17 protein-coding genes are annotated in these 17,549 nt (G+C 67.8%); 7 read left to right on the top strand and 10 right to left on the bottom strand.

Annotation, left to right across the window (positions count from 1 at the left end; translation table 11 throughout):
• Nucleotides 1-12 precede the first annotated feature (12 nt).
• From IU514_RS07345 to hutU, 4 genes are all read right to left on the bottom strand, one after another.
• On the bottom strand, nt 13-408 hold the full coding sequence (locus IU514_RS07345) for an MAPEG family protein (protein WP_194930494.1): 396 nt from the start codon (nt 406-408) through the stop codon (nt 13-15).
• A 102-nt stretch (nt 409-510) separates the two neighbouring features.
• Nucleotides 511-1,215 (bottom strand): energy transducer TonB, encoded by a 705-nt coding sequence (locus IU514_RS07350; protein WP_194930424.1) that lies wholly within the window; start codon nt 1,213-1,215, stop codon nt 511-513.
• A 64-nt stretch (nt 1,216-1,279) separates the two neighbouring features.
• Nucleotides 1,280-2,704, bottom strand: coding sequence for a tetratricopeptide repeat protein (locus tag IU514_RS07355; protein WP_194930425.1), 1,425 nt, complete (start codon nt 2,702-2,704; stop codon nt 1,280-1,282).
• A 66-nt stretch (nt 2,705-2,770) separates the two neighbouring features.
• Nucleotides 2,771-4,435, bottom strand: a complete 1,665-nt coding sequence (gene hutU / locus IU514_RS07360; protein WP_194930426.1) for a urocanate hydratase — start codon at nt 4,433-4,435, stop codon at nt 2,771-2,773.
• A 165-nt stretch (nt 4,436-4,600) separates the two neighbouring features.
• Between hutU and IU514_RS07365 the strand changes: the two genes are divergently transcribed.
• Nucleotides 4,601-5,191 (top strand): TetR/AcrR family transcriptional regulator, encoded by a 591-nt coding sequence (locus IU514_RS07365; protein ID WP_194930427.1) that lies wholly within the window; start codon nt 4,601-4,603, stop codon nt 5,189-5,191.
• 6 nt (nt 5,192-5,197) lie between these two features.
• On the opposite strand, the gene IU514_RS07370 is transcribed toward IU514_RS07365, so the two are convergent.
• The 3 genes from IU514_RS07370 to IU514_RS07380 all read right to left on the bottom strand — a co-directional run bounded on the left by IU514_RS07370 (nt 5,198) and on the right by IU514_RS07380 (nt 6,810).
• A complete protein-coding gene (locus tag IU514_RS07370) occupies nt 5,198-5,689 on the bottom strand; it encodes a hypothetical protein (RefSeq protein ID WP_194930428.1) in 492 nt (163 codons plus the stop codon).
• Nucleotides 5,690-5,721: 32 nt separating this feature from the next.
• Complete coding sequence (locus IU514_RS07375) at nt 5,722-6,147, bottom strand: hypothetical protein (RefSeq protein WP_194930429.1); 426 nt, start codon at nt 6,145-6,147, stop codon at nt 5,722-5,724.
• A 99-nt stretch (nt 6,148-6,246) separates the two neighbouring features.
• Entirely contained in the window at nt 6,247-6,810 is a 564-nt protein-coding gene (locus IU514_RS07380; protein WP_228760539.1) for a YybH family protein, read from the bottom strand.
• 111 nt (nt 6,811-6,921) lie between these two features.
• Here IU514_RS07380 and IU514_RS07385 point away from each other — a divergent pair, with 111 nt between their 5' ends.
• From IU514_RS07385 to IU514_RS07395, 3 genes are all read left to right on the top strand, one after another.
• Complete coding sequence (locus IU514_RS07385; protein ID WP_194930430.1) at nt 6,922-8,214, top strand: alkaline phosphatase family protein; 1,293 nt, start codon at nt 6,922-6,924, stop codon at nt 8,212-8,214.
• 101 nt (nt 8,215-8,315) lie between these two features.
• The gene (locus IU514_RS07390) at nt 8,316-9,905 is read left to right on the top strand and encodes an AlkA N-terminal domain-containing protein (protein ID WP_194930431.1); all 1,590 of its coding nucleotides are present in this window, start codon (nt 8,316-8,318) and stop codon (nt 9,903-9,905) included.
• Complete coding sequence (locus IU514_RS07395; RefSeq protein ID WP_194930432.1) at nt 9,902-10,411, top strand: methylated-DNA--[protein]-cysteine S-methyltransferase; 510 nt, start codon at nt 9,902-9,904, stop codon at nt 10,409-10,411. Before IU514_RS07390 ends, IU514_RS07395 begins: the two co-directional genes overlap by 4 nt.
• A 9-nt stretch (nt 10,412-10,420) precedes the next feature.
• Here IU514_RS07395 and IU514_RS07400 read toward each other — a convergent pair whose 3' ends face one another.
• Complete coding sequence (locus IU514_RS07400; protein WP_386760822.1) at nt 10,421-11,773, bottom strand: formimidoylglutamate deiminase; 1,353 nt, start codon at nt 11,771-11,773, stop codon at nt 10,421-10,423.
• A gap of 59 nt (nt 11,774-11,832) precedes the next feature.
• Between IU514_RS07400 and hutI the strand changes: the two genes are divergently transcribed.
• Both hutI and IU514_RS07410 read left to right on the top strand, forming a co-directional pair.
• Nucleotides 11,833-13,053 (top strand): imidazolonepropionase, encoded by a 1,221-nt coding sequence (hutI, locus tag IU514_RS07405; protein ID WP_194930496.1) that lies wholly within the window; start codon nt 11,833-11,835, stop codon nt 13,051-13,053.
• 40 nt (nt 13,054-13,093) lie between these two features.
• Nucleotides 13,094-14,305, top strand: a complete 1,212-nt coding sequence (locus tag IU514_RS07410) for a dipeptidase (RefSeq protein ID WP_194930434.1) — start codon at nt 13,094-13,096, stop codon at nt 14,303-14,305.
• A gap of 155 nt (nt 14,306-14,460) precedes the next feature.
• On the opposite strand, the gene IU514_RS07415 is transcribed toward IU514_RS07410, so the two are convergent.
• Together IU514_RS07415 and IU514_RS07420 are read right to left on the bottom strand one after the other, a co-directional pair.
• Complete coding sequence (locus tag IU514_RS07415; RefSeq protein ID WP_194930435.1) at nt 14,461-14,649, bottom strand: 30S ribosomal protein THX; 189 nt, start codon at nt 14,647-14,649, stop codon at nt 14,461-14,463.
• 259 nt (nt 14,650-14,908) lie between these two features.
• Nucleotides 14,909-15,325: a MerC domain-containing protein gene (locus tag IU514_RS07420; protein WP_194930436.1), complete on the bottom strand. Its 417-nt coding sequence runs from the start codon at nt 15,323-15,325 to the stop codon at nt 14,909-14,911.
• A 73-nt stretch (nt 15,326-15,398) separates the two neighbouring features.
• On the opposite strand from IU514_RS07420, the gene IU514_RS07425 reads away from it, so the two are divergent.
• Nucleotides 15,399-17,543, top strand: a complete 2,145-nt coding sequence (locus IU514_RS07425; protein ID WP_194930437.1) for a TonB-dependent receptor domain-containing protein — start codon at nt 15,399-15,401, stop codon at nt 17,541-17,543.
• Nucleotides 17,544-17,549 lie beyond the last annotated feature (6 nt).

The following is a 17,549-nucleotide window of genomic DNA, read 5'->3' on the forward strand; positions in this document are numbered from 1 at the left end:
CGGACGTGTACGTCAGAACAGCGCGAGCAGCACCATCAGCAGGCCGATCAGCGACACCGTCCAGACCGCGGTGCGCAGGTACGGAATGCCGAACGCGTACAGCGGCACGTAGATCAGTCGTCCCCAGAAGAACAACTGTGCTCCCAGCGCGCTGGTGCCGTCGTTGCGGCCGGTCAGCACCACCGCGAGCACCGCCGCGGCGAAGAACGGGAACGTCTCCATCAGATTGCCGAAGGCGCGGTCCATGCGCGCGGCAACGCCGGTGAGTGGTGTCGGCACTCTGTCGCGCGCACTCACATTCCACGTCAGGCCGCGCTGCTGCGTCGACAGCGTCGCCGCCAGCAGAAGTTGCACGATGCCCAGGGCGATCACCCAGGCCAGCATCCGGATCTCGGTGGTCATGACCATACCGCCCATGGTGGTGCTCCCGGCTTGGAAGATGGGCCAAGCCTAGCAGCCGCCCTGAACGGGCGGCTACACGCTCCGATCATCCCCCGGTCGGACTACGGCTCAGTTTTTCGCCTTGGCGAACGGCAGCCCTTTGAGCAACTCGGGCTGCAGTTGTGAGCAGATATTAGGAGCCGCGCATACCACCATGACCTTGACCACCGGCTCGCCATTCTCCATGACAGGCCGGTAACGTGCCGCCAGGCCGCCGCTCTGGTACCAGAACTCCGGTTCGGCGGCGCTCCCCGTCGCGACGAACACACCCTCCTTGTACACCGGTGCGCCGATGCGCCCCGCCAGGAACCCCTTGGATATCAGCGACTGGGACTCGGCGAACGACTGCTCGGACGGCTCCAACCGGTAGCGCGGTCGACGGTGCGAGTCGGGCCAGCCCAGCTGTTTCGGCGTATGCATCTTGACCTCCGTCGGCGGCAGGAAGTCGACCGGCGCCTCGAAGCGCCCTTCGACCAGCTTCCAGTCCGGCTCCGGCTTCCCGAGCGTCCACGTCTTGGCCGCGGCGAGCGATGCCTCGTCCAGTGCAGACCGACCGGTGGTCTTTGCCATCCTGGCGTCCACGACACGCCCACAGGCATCGAACGCAACGCTGACGACCCCGTGTCCGCCTTTGCCCGCCTTTGCCATTGCCATGGGGTACTTAGGCGGCTGAAGCCATCGCGCAGGGCATTCCTGGGCCGCATCGGCGCTTGCTTGCTGCGCATTCGATGGCATCGACATCTGCGCGGCCGTCAGGCAGGCGACGCCCGCCACGATCAGGAATTCCTTTCTTATTCGCTCCCCCCAAGGAAGTGGATTGCCATCGTGACGCCGATGATCAGCCGCCGACTGCGGCAGGCATCACGGACTCCCGATACGCCATCGATTCCGCGGCCTCCTGCACCAAGTAGATCTGCTTCGGGTCGGTGACTTCAAGATGCGTCTGGTAGTAGTACTTGCCGGTCGGCTTGCCGCCGACGGTGAAATCGATGCGTTGCTGTCGCGCGTATCCGGCAACGGCGATGCGCTTGCCCTTCAGGGCGACGTCCGGAGCCTGGCCGAACTGTTTCGTGAACGCCTTGGTCGCGGCAGGTCCGAAGCGGACGGTGAGATTGCGCGGATCGCGGTAGTCGGCTTCGGAGTTCAGGTAGATGTTCGTGGCATCGCGGCCCGACGCCACCACTTGGATCTCGAACATGCCGATCGCGCCGTTGGGTGCCTTCTCGGCAGCGCGGCGGATGGCGTCAGCCGGCGTCTGCGTGGGCATCCTTCCGGTCTCGTACGACGCACGCATCACCGCCAGCACGCTGGGCCCGCCCTTGCAGGCCGTGGACATGACGGCCACCGGATGCGTCTGCGAAATCGACCACGCTTCGTCGAAGGCCTGCTTCGCCTCGTCCATTGCCTTGCGGTCCAGGCTGGCGGCCCATTTCCGATAGAGCGCACCAGTGAGGATCGTGCGTGCCGCGCCGTATTCCATCAGCGCCAGCGCTTCGCGGCTTCGCGCCTCCGCTGCCATGAAGTCGTCCTTGGTGCATAGCAGGTGCGCTGCGTAGTTGCCATGCACCCAGGCGTACTTCGGCGCATAGGAAAGCTCGCGCTGGTACACGGGCTCGATGAGCTCGCTATGACCCGTAGCGCGGTGGTAGTCGATCATGCAATCGTCGGCCGCCAGCCGCGCCTTGAGCCTGGCGGGCGGTTGCGCAACGACCTTGCTGCAGTACGCGCGCGCTTCCTCGTAACGCCCCTGTTCCATGCGCAGGTCGCCCCAGTTGAGCGGCAGCCACGGATCGGCCGTGCCCAGCGCATCGGCCTTGGACAACGCCGCTTCGGCATCTGACAGCCGGCCCATCAGCGTGTAGAGGTGGCCGCGAAGCACATAAGCCTCGGCGAAATCCGGCGACAGCTGGATGGCCTGGTCGATGGATTTCTCCGCCAGTTGCATCGGACCGAGCCCGTTTGCACTGTCGCCACTCAGGATGAAGTAGCGCGCGTACTCGCGGTACGCCTTCGCCGAATCCGGATTGGCCTTGAGCACCGCGTCGAGCTCGCGCTTCGCCTGTTCCAGCATGGCGCTTTCGCCGGCATAGCCGTCGAGCAGTTCGATCGCACGATCCAGGCTCGCCGGTTCCGGCGATGGCACCGATGACGCGGTCAACGGCGCCAGCGCCAGCCCGAGCGCCGCGCACAGCCACCACCTTGTCACTACCCGCTGCCGGGCCTGCGTTCCATCCGGCTGCCGCACGCTGCTGTCCTTCGCCATCTCCCCTGGTCGCTTGCCGCTGCGCGAACGCAGCGGCGTGTCCTTCCCCAAGGACGCAATGTGCCGTCAGAGCATGGGCAGCTTCAAGCCCTGTTCTTTCGCGCACTGCTTGGCGATGTCGTAACCTGCGTCGGCATGGCGCATGACGCCGGTGCCCGGGTCGTTCCACAGCACGCGGGCGATGCGCTTGTCGGCTTCCTCGCTGCCGTCGCAGACGATGACGACGCCGGAGTGCTGCGAGTAGCCCATGCCAACGCCACCGCCGTGGTGCAGCGAGACCCAGGTCGCGCCACCGGCAACGTTGAGCATGGCGTTGAGCAGCGGCCAGTCGGACACGGCGTCCGAACCGTCCTTCATCGCCTCGGTCTCGCGGTTGGGCGAGGCCACCGAGCCGCTGTCGAGGTGGTCGCGGCCAATCACCACAGGCGCCTTCAGTTCGCCGTTGCGCACCATCTCGTTGAACGCCAGGCCGAGCTTATGGCGCAGGCCCAGGCCAACCCAGCAGATGCGCGCCGGCAGGCCCTGGAAGCTGATGCGCTCCTTGGCCATGTCGAGCCAGCGGTGCAGGTGCTCGTCATCGGGGATGAGCTCCTTCACCTTGGCGTCGGTCTTGTAGATGTCCTCCGGATCGCCGCTGAGCGCGACCCAGCGGAACGGGCCGACGCCGCGGCAGAACAGCGGGCGCACGTAGGCCGGCACGAAGCCCGGGAAGTCGAACGCGTTGACGCAGCCTTCGTCCTTGGCCATCTGGCGGATGTTGTTGCCGTAGTCGAACACCGGAATGCCCATGTCCTCGAACGCGAGCATCGCCTCGACATGCACGCGCATCGACTTCTTGGCGGCATCGCGCACGCGGCCGGGATCCTCGCTCTGCATGCGCTGCCACTGCTCGACCGTCCAGCCGATCGGCAGGTAGCCGTGCACCGGATCGTGTGCGCTGGTCTGGTCGGTCACCGCATCCGGACGCACGCCGCGGCGAACCAGCTCGGGCAGGATCTCTGCGGCATTGCCGAGCAGCGCGATCGACTTGGCTTCGCCGGCTTCGGTGTATTTCTCGATGCGGGCCAGCGCGTCGTCGAGATCCCTGGCCTGTTCGTCGACGTAGCGGGTGCGCAGGCGCATGTCGATGCGCGACTGCTGGCATTCGATGTTGAGGCTGCACGCGCCGGCCAGCGACGCCGCCAGCGGCTGCGCGCCGCCCATGCCACCGAGGCCCGCGGTGAGGATCCACTTGCCCTTCAGGTCGCCGCCGTAGTGCTGGCGGCCCATTTCGACGAAGGTCTCGTAGGTGCCCTGCACGATGCCCTGGCTGCCGATGTAGATCCAGCTGCCCGCGGTCATCTGGCCGTACATCATCAGGCCCTTGCGATCGAGCTCGTTGAAGTGCTCCCACGTCGCCCAGTGCGGCACCAGGTTGGAGTTGGCCAGCAGCACGCGCGGCGCGTCCGGGTGCGTCGGGAAGACGCCGACCGGCTTGCCCGACTGCACCAGCAGCGTCTCATTGTCCTCCAGTTCGCGCAGCGACTTGAGGATCGCGTCATAGCTTTCCCAGTCGCGCGCGGCGCGGCCGATGCCGCCGTAGACCACGAGGTCGGTCGGGCTCTCGGCGACTTCGGCGTCCAGGTTGTTCTGGATCATCCGGTACGCGGCTTCGCTGAGCCACGACTTGCAGGACTTCTCGGGACCGCGCGGGGCGCGGATGACGCGGGACGGATCTTTGCGGGTGGACATCGGGAGAGCTCCGGCAGGGCGCGACGCGCGGGCGCATCGGCATGGGGACACATGGCCCGGGAATTATCGCGCCGCGCCGTCCCCGCGGAATCCGCTTCCGGGGTGGCACGGGCCTTCGGTTGCGGATTTTCTTGCGTGAATGCCGTCTTTGTTTACGCTGTACACATGCCACGCGCCGCCACCACCGCCGACCGCATCCTGCGTGCCGCCCGCACGCTGTTCGAACGCGAGGGCGCCACCGGCGTCAGCATGCGCCGCGTCGCCGCGGCCGTCGGACTCAGCCCGATGGCGATCTACCGCCACTTCCCCAATCGCGATGCGCTGCTCAAGCGCATCGGCGACGACAGCTTCGATGCGATCGTCCGGCACTGGGACGCGAGGGGCCGTGGCGGCGACGTGCTCGAGAGGCTGGTCGCCGTACAACGCATCTACCTCGACTATGCCCTCGCCCATCCCCATTTGTTCGACCAGGCCTTTTCGATGGCGCGTGAAGATGCGCGGCGCTTCCCCGAGGACTTCCGCGCGCGTCGATCACCCACGCTCAACGTCGTGGCGGACGCGGTGGACGACGCGATGCGTGCCGGCGTGCTGCGCCAGGACGATGTGTGGGACGTGACCATGACGCTGTGGGCGCACACGCACGGACTGATCGTGCTGTTCCGCGCGGGACGCTTCAACTTCGACGAGACCGAATTCCGCGCCTATTACGAAGCATCTCTACAGCGCCTGCTGCGTGGGCTGTTGTCGCAGGAATGAACTGCATCAGGGGACCGGCGTGTAAGTGTCCTTTTCTTCCTTGACGTCTTTCGCTTCCTTCGGACCCATCGACTCCAGGTCCTGGCGCTGGCGCTCCTTGTCGGTGCGCCAACGCTCGTGTTCGGCGAGACGCTGGTCGTATTCCCGGCGCAGCCGCGCGGATTCCTGCGGATCGGCACTGGCTGCACGCTGCCGGTCGGTGCTTACGCGGTCGCGCTCCATCGCATCGTCTCCGCGCCTGATCTCGTTGCGCAGGTTGTCCGACTGCACACGCCGGCTGGCCGCATCGAGATCGCGCCCGACCTCGGCCGCGTCGGACCGCTTCTTCGCCGAACCTTGGCTACGCACCGGCGAACCCGGCGGCGGCAACGGCTCGATGATCACCGGTTGCGCGTTGACGTCGATCTGCGGCTGCTGCGCGAAGGCCGGCAGCAATGCCAGCCCCGCCGCACACGCACCCATCAAGGTGCGCCATGCCACCGTGCCGATCGCGCTCATGCTTTGCCCTGCGCCACTACGCTGTGGTGCGGTCAGTTGCTCTTGATCGCAGGATCGATCTGCTTCAGCGCGCGACCCAGGTCGACCTGGCCAGTGCTGTCGATGTCGTCCTTGCTGTAGGAACTGCCCGGACCCGCGATGCACGGGCGCTTGCCCGTCGTCGAGTCGTAGGCCTTGATGCGCGAGCCGGTGTACTGCAGGCAGCGACGATGGAACGGCTCCTTCTTGGCCCCGTCGGTCTGCGCGACGCCGGCCTGCCCGGTGGCCTGCCCCTGGGCGGCCGTCTGATCGGCGGCATTCGCCGGCGCCTGTGCCGCTTCGACCTGTGCCGCATCGGCGGGAGGGGCATCGGTCTGCGCAACGGGGGGCGCTGTTTGCGCCATTGCAACGCCGGCGGTCAGCATGCCTGCGACGCAGAAAGCGGTCAGGGCCCGGCGGCGGAACTTCATGGACGTCATGGCATCGACTCCCGGACACGCGGCGGGCATGCCGCATTGCCACCATACGCCGATACAGTCGGGCCGGCATCTGCCATCCCGCCACGGTTTAGAACGTTGTCAGCCTCGCGGGCAACGGGTCTTGCGGCCGGCATGGAACGCGGCAACCTGCTCCTCGGTGGCCGGCCTGGGTTCCACGCCGTCGTCGAACATCACGCGCCAGACGCCATCGTCGCCACGACGCCAGACCGAATGGAACGCACCCAGACGGTAACGCTGGGACGCCTGCGGATCGGGGTTTTCGAACAACGCCGGGCCACTCGACCAGGCGACATCGGAGTCGCCGGCAATCGTGGTTCGGGTCGGATACCACACCAGCTTCACGCGCTTGCCTTCCACGAGCGGCGCCCAGCTCCTGGCGATCTCGTCGCGGCCTCGCAGCGGCTCGGCCAGGCTGGCGCCGAACGCCGCTTCCGGGGCGATGTGCGAAGCGAATGCAACGGCGTCGTGGTCGGCTACCGACTGAGCGAAGCTCAACTCGCGAGCCCATACCTCGCACTCGGCCGCCGTCAGCGAAGCCACCTGTGCAGGCGCGCGAACGGGTGGCTGCGCGAAGGCGGCCGACGCCGCGGCGAACAGCAGGCCCGCCTGCAACCCCTTCCCGACAACGGCGCGACGCGACATGGCACGACTCCCACAATGATGGGCGCCACTATCGGCAAGGCGACGCACCGGCACCACCCACTAAAGTCATCGTGTCTTATTCCCTACGCCGACAGGCACTAAGATCGCCCGATGCCATCGACCTCCTTGAAGGCAGCGGCCGCTGCCGTCTGCCTGGGCCTGCTCGCCGCGTGCTCCCTTTCCGGCGCGCGTTCCGCCACACGTCCCGCGTCTGGCGTATCAGCACCTGCGCATCCCGCGCAGGCGGACACCGTGCTGCTGATCTCGATCGACGCCTTCCGCGCCGATTACCTGGACCTGGGCATCACACCGAACCTGAGCCGCCTTGCCGACGAAGGCGTACGCGCGCAATGGATGACACCTTCGTATCCGGCGCTCACCTTCCCCAATCACTACACGCTGGTGACCGGGCTGCGTCCGGACCATCACGGCATCGTCCACAACACGATGGCGGATCCCGCGCTCGGCGGGTTTCGCGCAGCCGACCGCAATGCCGTTGCCGACGGCCGCTGGTGGGGCGGCGAACCGATCTGGGTGACGGCCGAGAAACAGGGCGTGCGCAGCGCAAGCTGGGCCTGGCCAGGCAGTGCCGCGGCGATCGGCGGCATCCGCCCGACGCGCTGGAAGGGCTACGACGAATCGGTATCCGCGATGCAGCGCATCGACGAGGTGCTTGGATGGCTCGACGCTCCGCCCGAAGCGCGGCCGCGCCTGGTGACCGTCTATTTCGAGCAGCTCGACAAGGCCGGGCACGACCACGGCCCGGATTCGCCGCAGGTGCGCAGGACGCTGGCCGAGATCGACTCGGTGATCGGCCACCTGCGCGACCGGCTCGCGGAACGCGGCACGCTCGATCGCACCGACCTGTTGATCGTTTCCGACCATGGCATGGCCGCGGTCGGTCCGGGCCGCGCGATCGCGGTGGAGGACATGGTGCCGGTCGAGGATGCGACCGTGGTGTCGATCGGCCAATCCATCGGCGTCGCGCCGAAACCCGGCCGCGAAGCCGTCGCGGCCCGACGCCTGCTCGGCCGGCACGCGCAGTACGACTGCTGGCGCAAGGAAGCGCTGCCGGCGCGCTGGAAGTACGGAACGAATCCGCGCATCCCGCCGATCGTCTGCCAGATGCATGAAGGCTGGGACGCCCTGCCCCGCGCCGACGTCGAGCGCCGCTCGCCACGCGCGACGCGCGGATCGCACGGGTTCGATCCTTCGCTGCCATCGATGCGGGCGCTGTTCATCGCGCGAGGACCGTCGTTCCGTCCCGGCGTGCAGTTGCCTGCGTTCGACAACGTCGATGTCTATCCGCTGCTGGCGCAACTGCTGGGCGTGGTCCCGGCGGCGAACGATGGCGAACTCGCGCCGCTGCTGCCGGCGCTGCGTGAGGCGGCTCCGGCCCGATAACAGGCCCATTCAGCGCCTCGTCGGGCTCGCCACATCGATGTCCGAATCCGGCGAGTCCGTGCGAATGGCCGGTGCTAGCCTGCGTGCATATGCCTACTTCGATGACGCAACCGCCCCCGCCGCAGGCCGCGAACCTCCCCGACTGGCAGGTGTGCGAGCAGGCGCGCAAGAGCCGCGACCCGCGCTTCGACGGCCTGTTCTTCACGGCCGTGCTGAGCACCCGCATCTATTGCCGACCGGTGTGTCCCGCGCCGTCGGCCAAACGCGTCGAATATTTCCGCCATGCTGCCGCGGCCGAGGCCGCCGGTTATCGCCCCTGCCTGCGCTGCCGCCCCGAGCTGGCCCCCGACGACGGCAGCTGGCGGCGCGGCGACGCCACCGTTGCGCGCGCACTCAAGCTGATCGACGAAGGCGCGTTGGCGGAACAACCGCTGGCGGCACTGGCCGAACGCGTCGGCGTCGGTGAAAGGCAACTGCGGCGCCTGTTCGTCGAACGCATCGGCGTTGCCCCGATCGGCGTGCACGGCACACGGCGGTTGCTGTTCGCCAAGCAACTGCTGACCGAGACGCCGCTGCCGATCACCGAGGTGGCGCTCGCCGCCGGATTCGGCAGCCTGCGCCGATTCAATGCCGCGTTCCGCGATGCCTATCGCATGGCGCCTCGCGACCTGCGCCGCCAGCCGTCGGCCGCGAAGCTGGCCGGCAGCGAGAACACGCTGGTGCTGCGCCTCGGCTACCGGCCTCCCTACGACTTAGCGGCGATGCTGGACTTCCTGCGCGGCCGTGCGTTGCCCGGCGTCGAGCACGTCGATGCCGACAGCTACACGCGCGTGATCGGACCGGCCTCGCAACCCGGCTGGCTGCGAGTCAGCGCCTGGCCGCAGGGCGAGCATGCGTTGAAACTGGAACTGCATGGGCCTGCACCCACGCGGCTGCTGGAGGTCGTCCAGCGCCTGCGCCGGATGTTCGACCTCGATGCAGACCCAGACGCCATCGCCGATGCGCTATCCGTGGATGCGCGACTGCAACCGCTGCTGGCCAAACGTCCTGGTCTGCGGCTTCCCAGCGGCTGGGACGGTTTCGAGATCGCCGTTCGCGCCATCCTCGGCCAGCAGGTCAGCGTGGCGGCGGCGCGCACGCTCGCCGCCCGCCTCGCGCAGCGCTTCGGTGCGCCGTTGCCGCCGCAGTTGCTGTCCGAACTGCCCGCGCCCGGACTCGAACATCTGTTCCCGACGCCTGAAGCACTGGCCGACGCCGACCTCGCCACGATCGGCCTGACCCGTGCTCGCGCCGACACGGTGCGCGCGGTGGCGCGCGCCATGCTGGAAGGTCGCGTGGATTTCCGCACCGAGCGCACGCTGGAGGATTTCGTCGAGCGCTGGGTCGCGTTGCCCGGCATCGGGCCGTGGACGGCGCATTACATCGCGTTGCGCGCGCTCGGCCATCCCGACGCGTTCCCGGCCGAGGACCTCGTGCTGCAGCGCGCGGTCCCGAACGACGGGTCGCGCCTGACCGCGAAGGCGCTGCTGGCCCGCGCCGACGCGTGGCGGCCGTGGCGCGGCTACGCGGTGATCCAGTTGTGGCGCGATTCGATGACTGCACCTTCACCGACCGACGCGGCATTGCCGCGCGCGACGCCAGCGACACGCAAGGCACGCGTTTCACCGCGGGTGGAACGTCCGCAACCATGACCGTCTACACCCGCATCGACAGTCCGGTCGGGCCGCTTCTGCTCGCGGCGGCCGACGACGGCCTGCGTTTGATCGAGTTCCACGAGCCGCGCCATCCGATTCCACCGGGCAAGGATTGGCGCGAAGGCGACCACGACCTGTTGCGCGCGGTGCAGGCGCAACTGGACGAATACTTCGCCGGGAAGCGACGGGACTTCGACTTGCCACTGGCGCCGCAGGGAACGGCGTTCCAGTGCGAGGTGTGGCGCACGCTCGCATCGATCCCGTACGGAGAGACGATCAGCTATGCGGAACTCGCAACCCGCGTCGGGCGTCCATCCGCGATGCGCGCGGTCGGTGCCGCCAATGGGCGCAATCCGCTGCCGATCGTGCTGCCCTGCCACCGCGTGATCGGCAGCAATGGCAATCTCACCGGCTTCGGCGGCGGACTGCCGACCAAGCGTTTCCTGCTGACGCTGGAAGGCGCGCTGCCGACCGGCGACGATCTGTTCGGCAGCGCCGGTTAGAAACAGGCCCTAGGCTTCCAGCATCTGACGGATTTCGGCGCGGCAGTGGTCGGCGATCGCGTCGCTATGAAAATGGCGGCCGCCCTGCACCACGCAGCGCCCGCCGACCCAGGTTTCGCGAACGAGGTTGCGGTTGCCGTTGAAGATCCAACGGTCGAGTGCATCGTCGTCGTTGGCGCCGGCGAACTGTGTCGCGCCCGTGTCCAGCACCAGCGCATCGGCAAACTCGCCTTCTGCCAGCGTGCCGATCGGATGGCCCGTCGATGCGGCAGCGCTGGTGACGACGCCATGCAGCAGGTTCGCACCGACGCTCGGCATCTCCGGCGTCACCGCGATGTTGCGGCGGCGCGTGACCAGCCGCTGGCCGTATTCGAGCCAGCGCAACTCCTCGATCGGCGACACCGAGATGTGCGAGTCCGAACCGACGCCCCAGCGCCCGCCGGCATCGAGGTAAGCGCGCAGCGGGAACAGGCCATCGCCGAGGTTCGCCTCGGTGGTCGTGCAGATCGCCACCGTGGCACCGCTGCGGGCGACGCCCTGCACTTCGGCATCGTCCAGATGCGTTGCGTGCACGAGCGTCCAGCGATTGTCGACCGGCGCGTTGTCGAGCAGCCATTGCACCGGCCGCGCCTTGCGCACGGCCAGGCAGTCGTCGACTTCGGCGGTCTGCTCGGCGATGTGGATGTGGATGCGGCTGTCCGCAGGCAGCGCGTCGAGCACCACGCGCATCGCGCCTTCCGGCACGGCGCGCAGGCTGTGCAGCGCGCAACCGATCTGCACCATGTCGCACTGCTCCGTGCGCAGGATCTCCAGCAGCTTCAGGTAACTATCGACATCATGGCCGAAGCGGCGCTGGCGATCGGCCAATGCGCGGCCGTCGAAGCCACCGGTCATGTACAGCACCGGCAACAGCGTCAGGCGGATGCCGGTTTCCTGCGCCGCCTCGATCAGCGCGCGCGACATCGCCGCCGGGTCGGCGTAGGGCTTGCCGTCGGGCCGGTGATGCAGGTAGTGGAACTCGCAGACAGTGGTGTAGCCGGCCTCCAGCATTTCGCTGTAGAGCTGCGCGGCGACGGCGTGCAGGCTTTCCGGCGTGAAGCGCTCGGCGAAGCGGTACATCGTCTCGCGCCAGGTCCAGAACGAATCGGCAGGATTCGTCTGTTGCTCGGCCATGCCCGCCATCGCCCGCTGGAACGCATGCGAGTGCAGGTTGGCAATGCCCGGCACTACGCGCTGGCTGGTCGTGCCACCGGCCAGCGGGCGCGTAATCCGGCCGTGGCTGTCGAAGTTGAGCTTCAGGCCGTCGTGCCAGCCATGCGGGCGCCACAGCCGGGCGTTGGGGATCGTCTGCATGCGCGGCATTGTGCCGGGTCGGAAGCATGCTGGCGATGACGGACGCCGCCTACAATGACGGCATGAGCATGACCGAACCGCAGTGGGATGGACTGATCGTCGGCGCCCACCTGGCGACGCTCGACGCCGCGCAGGGCTATGGCGCCATCGAGGATGGGGCACTGGGCTGGCGCGATGGCCGCATCGAATACGCCGGTCCCCGCGCCGGCCTGCCCGGCCCGCCGGAGCGGCTGGCCCGGGAGGTGATCGAGACGGATGGCTGGATCACCCCCGGCCTGGTCGACTGCCACACCCATCTGGTCTTCGCCGGCGATCGCGCCCGCGAGTTCGAGCTGCGCCTGCAGGGCGCCACCTATGAGGAGATTGCCCGCGCCGGCGGCGGCATCGCCTCGACGGTCCGCGCCACCCGCGAGGCCAGCGATGACGAGCTGATCCGGCAGTCGCTGCCGCGTGCCCAGGCCCTGGTCGCCAGCGGCGTCACCACGCTGGAGATCAAGTCCGGCTATGGCCTGGACTTCGACAACGAGCGCAAGATGCTGCGCGTCGCGCGCCGCCTGGGCGAGCAGCTCGGCGTCACGGTGCGTACCACCTACCTCGCCGCGCACGCGCTGCCGCCGGAGTTCGCTGGCAACGCCGACGGCTACATCGACGCGGCCATCGATTGGCTACCGCGACTGCATGCCGAGGGGCTGGTCGACGCCGTCGACGCGTTCTGCGAGGGCATCGGCTTCTCGCCGGAGCAGACCCGGCGCATGTTCGAGGCGGCACGCGCCCTTGGACTGCCCGTCAAGCTGCATGCCGACCAACTCAGCGACCTTGGCGGCGGCGCGCTGGCGGCCGCGTTCGATGGCCTGTCCGCCGACCACGTCGAGCACACCAGCCTCGACAGCGTGCGTGCGATGGCCGAACGCGGCACCGTCGCCGTGCTGCTGCCCGGCGCCTTCCATGTGCTGCGCGAGACCAAGCTGCCGCCGCTGGAGGCGTTCCGTGAACACGGCGTCGCCATGGCGGTGGCCACCGACTGCAATCCCGGTACGTCGCCGCTGCTGTCGATGCGTCAGGCGATGCAGCTGGCGAGCACCCACTTCAAGCTGACGCCCGAAGAGGCGCTGCGTGGCGCCACCGTGCATGCGGCGCGAGCATTGGGGCTGGGCGACCGTGGCGTGCTGCGGGTGGGGGCCCGCGCCGATTTCGTGCACTGGGCGGTCCGCCACCCGTCCGAACTCTGCTACTGGCTCGGCGGCCATCTGGCGCACCGGGTCTTCGCATCCGGCCGCCAGGTGGCATGATCTGGTTCAAACCACGCTTCGACATTCACAGGGGAAACGAATGCGCCTTTCGATCGTCACCGGCCTGACCTTGCTGGTCGCTGCCTCGCCCGCGTTCGCGGCTGCATCCATGCCCGATCAATCGCGGGCACGGGAACTGGCGCAGGACGCCGTCATCGTCGACACGCATATCGATGCGCCGAGCGAGTTGTTGTCGCACTGGGACGACCTCGGACTGGCGGCTCCCGGCAAGGAGTTCGACTACCCGCGCGCGCGACAGGGCGGACTCGATGTGGCCTTCATGTCGATCTACACCTCGCCGGAAGCCGACGCCGAGGGCAAGGCTTGGCAGATCGCCAACACCCAGATCGACGCGGTCGAGGCGATGGCCGGCCGTCATCCCGACAAGTTCGCGCTGCTGCGCTCGCCGCGTGACCTGGACTCGCTCCGCGCGAACGGCCGCGTGACGCTCGTGTTCGGCATGGAGAACGGCGCGCCGATTGGCGAGGACCTGTCGAAGATCGCGGCGTTCCATGCGCGTGGCGTCCGCTACATCACGCTGGCCCATAGTGCCAACAACCGCATCAGCGATTCGTCCTATGCGCCGAAGAAGCAATGGGGCGGCCTGAGCCCGTTCGGCGAGAAAGTCGTGGCGGAGATGAACCGCGTCGGCATCATGGTCGACGTCTCGCATCTGTCCGACGACGCGGTGCGCGACGTGCTGCGCGTGACTGACGTGCCGGTGATCGCCAGCCACTCGGGCATGCGCCACTTCACGCCGGGTTTCGAGCGCAACATCAGCGACGAACTCGCCCGCGCCGTGGCCGCCGAGGGCGGCGTGGTGCAGCTGGTGTTCGGCACCGGCTTCATCAGCCCGAAGGCCGCCGCCGACCTGCAGGCCTACTTCGCCGCTGAAGTCGATTTCGATAAGGCCAATGCGGCTGCAGCGGCTGCCGGCAAGCCGGAGCGCTCGAAGGACGACTTCGAAAAGGAATGGAAGGACGCGCATCCGGTCCCGGTGATCCACATCGATCTCGTGCTGGACCAGATCGACTACGCGGTGAAGCTGATCGGCATCGACCACGTCGGCATCGGCTCCGATTTCGACGGCGTCAGCGGCAACCTGCCGGTGGAACTGCGCTCGGTGGCCGACTATCCCAACCTCGTCGCCGGCTTGCAGGCGCGCGGTTACAGCGATGCGGACATCCGCAAGATCCTCGGCGGCAACCTGCTGCGGGTGTGGAGCACGGTCGAGGCGGCCGCGAAACACTGACCTGGCGACGAGCCACCTGGGCCAGTCGAGTCATGAGCGTTCGGGGTTCTGGCGAACGCCAGCGGGATGACGGCACAGCGCGCTACGGCGTTGTGCCCTGAGCAAAGAAAAAGCCCCGCATCAGCGGGGCTTTTTCACAGGACAGCGCTGGGCGCTTATTCCTTGCCGGCGGTCTTCTTCACCGCGACCTTCTTGGCCGGGGCCTTGGCCACGGTCTTGGTCGCCTTCTTCGCGACCGGCGCGGCGGCGGTGCCAGCAGCCTTGGTCACAGCCTTGCTACGGGCGTTGCCATAGCTGGAGTTGTAGCGCTTGCCCTTGGCGGTCTTGCGGTCGCCCTTACCCATTGTTCGTGCTCCTGAAGCTGTCAAAAAACCGCACCGGGTGCGGGGTTACGGATGCGCGCTCAAGTCGCGCAGGGTCGCGAAGTCTAACACGCGGAGGCCGCGCCCCGGGATGCGCCCCGAACCGCCCTGGACCGATCTGGGAGAAAGCCCCCTTAGTTAAGGGGGCGCCCCGAAGGGGCAGGGATTGGCAGCCTTTGGCTGGGGCCCAAGATTTGCCGCAGCAAATCTTGGGATTAGTCCTGATGCCGAGGCATCAGGACTAATGCACGCAACTGGCGTCGTGTATGTGGCCGTGGTTGAGGCGCAGGTTGGCCATATGGGCCAGGCCGACCAGCGTGCCGCCGAAGGTCATGACGATGGCGTGCGGCACCAGCGTCTCGTGCAACGGCTGATACAGAACCCCCACCCATAGCGCCACGAGTCCGGGGATCAGCAGCGACAAGGCGCGAACGGCGCGATGGCGGCGATAGCCCCAGGCCAGGCTGAACAGTCCCAGCGCGCTGGCGAAGAGCACGAAGGCGGTTTCGAAATCCTTGCCCAGCCACGCAGCCACGCCCAGCGACGGAAGGACTGCGATCAGCAGCGGCAGCAGCGCGCAATGGATCGCGCACAGCAGCGACCCGAAGGCGCCGAGGCGGTCCAATAGGCGGCGATGGCGAAACGGCAGCATCGGCATGACTTATGGGGGGAGAGCCGGTCTCGTTATAATATAACATTACGCCACCCACGCCATCACACCTCCTTCGCCGATGCCGACGCGCTTCCCGTCCCGCCTGCCCCTCGTCCTCGCCTTGGCCATGGTTCTGCCGGTCGCCCACGCCGATGAGACGGGCGACAGCCACCAGCACGACCCCAAGGACCTGGACGCGGTCGAGGTGAAGGCCACCCCGCTGGCGGGAACCGCCGAGGACCTGATCCGCCCCGTCGAAGTGCTGACCGGCGAGAAACTGGACGAGGCCAAGGCCAACTCGCTGGGCGAAACGGTAAACAAGCTGCCGGGCGTGCAGTCGTCCTACTTCGGCCCCGGCGTCGGCCGCCCGATCGTGCGCGGCTTCGACGGCGCGCGCGTGCAGGTGCTGAGCGACGGCCTGGGCTCCGGCGACGTTTCGACGGTCAGCGTCGACCATGCGGTCAGCATCGAGCCGTTCCTCGCCGACCAGATCGAGGTACTCAAGGGCCCCGCCACCCTCCTCTACGGCAGCGGCGCGATCGGCGGTGCGGTGAATGTGGTCGACGGCCGCATCCCGGAAGCCGTCACCGACGAGCCGTTGCAGGGCCGCGCCGAACTGCGCGGCAACACCGTCAACGACGAGAAGAGCGGCATGTTCCGCATGGACGGCACGGCGGCATCGGGCAACTTCGTCTTCCATGTCGACGGCCTGCATCGCGAGACGGGCGACTACGACATTCCTGGTTTCGCCGAAAGCGCCGAACACATGGCCGAGGAAGGCGAGACGCCCGACCCGGCGGAGAAAGGCGTGCTGCCAAACAGCTTCGTGCGCACCGACAGCGGCGCGCTCGGCGCCAGCTGGATTGGCGAGCGCGGTTTCCTGGGTCTCGGCGCCAGCCTGTTCGACACGCGTTACGGCGTGCCCGGTCATGCCCACGAAGGCGGCGGCGACGGGGCCGGCGAAGAGGAGGGCCCGGTCAGCATCTCAATGGAACAGCATCGCTACGAACTGCGCGGCGGCATCGACGACCTCGGCGTGTTCAAGTCGCTGCGTGCCAAGTTCGCGCGCACCGAATACACGCACACCGAGTTCGAAGGCGACGAGGTCGGCACGGTGTTCGAGAACACCAGCAACGAAGGCCGCCTCGAACTGGTGCACCAGCCGCTGCTGGGCTGGAACGGCGCCATCGGCCTGCAGGGCGGGGAGCGTGATTTCGAGGCCATTGGCGACGAAGCCTTCGTTCCGCCGTCCAAATCGCACGATGCCGGGTTGTTCTGGATCGGCGACCGCACGTTCGGGCCGGTGAAGATCGAGCTGGGCGCCCGCTACGACCACAACGGAGTGGATGTCGACGAAGCCCGCGCGATCGGGCCGGATCGCGATTTCGATACGACCAGCCTCTCGGCCGCGCTGAAGTGGGATGTCAGCGAAGCACTGCATTTCTCCTTCGGCCTCGATCGCGCCCAGCGTGCGCCGACCGCCGAGGAGTTGTATTCCAACGGCCTGCACGTGGCGACGGCGAGCGTTGAACTCGGCTCGCCCGACCTCGACGTCGAGACCGCCAACCGCGCCGAACTCGGCCTGCACTGGCACGGCGGACCGTTCAACGCGAGCGCGTCGATCTATCACGTGCGCTACGACGACTTCATTTACCTCGCCGACACCGGCGTGGAAGACGACGGCAATCCGCTGCGCGTATGGACCCAGGACAATGCCCGCTTCAACGGCGCGGAAGTCGAGTTCGGCTGGAACGTCGCCGACAACGCCAGCGGTACCTGGGACCTTCGCGTGTTCGGCGACTACGTGCGCGGCGAACTCAGCGGCGAAGGCACGCGCGACGCGACCGTCATCGCGCCGAATGCCGGCGGCGGTACTGCTTACGACGTCGCGTTCCCTCTCGGTGGCAACCTGCCGCGCATCGCACCCGCGCGCCTCGGCGGTGAAGTGCGCTGGGAGCTCGGCCAATGGCGGGCTTCGCTGGGCGCCGTGCGTTACGCACGCCAGGACGACGTCGCCGATTTCGAATCAGAGACCCCGGGCTACACGCTGGTCGATGCGCACGTGGCCTGGCACGCCGACACCGCTGGCGGCAATGGCTGGGAAGTGTTCCTCGACGGCAGCAACCTCCTCGACGAGGAAGCGCGTGCGCACACCTCGTTCCTCAAGGACGTTGCGCCGCTGCCCGGCCGTGGCGTGGCCTTCGGCGTGCGCATGTTCTTCTGAGCACGC

The organism is Lysobacter niastensis, assembly GCF_015453285.1.
Classification (GTDB): Bacteria; Pseudomonadota; Gammaproteobacteria; order Xanthomonadales; family Xanthomonadaceae; genus Lysobacter_J; species Lysobacter_J niastensis.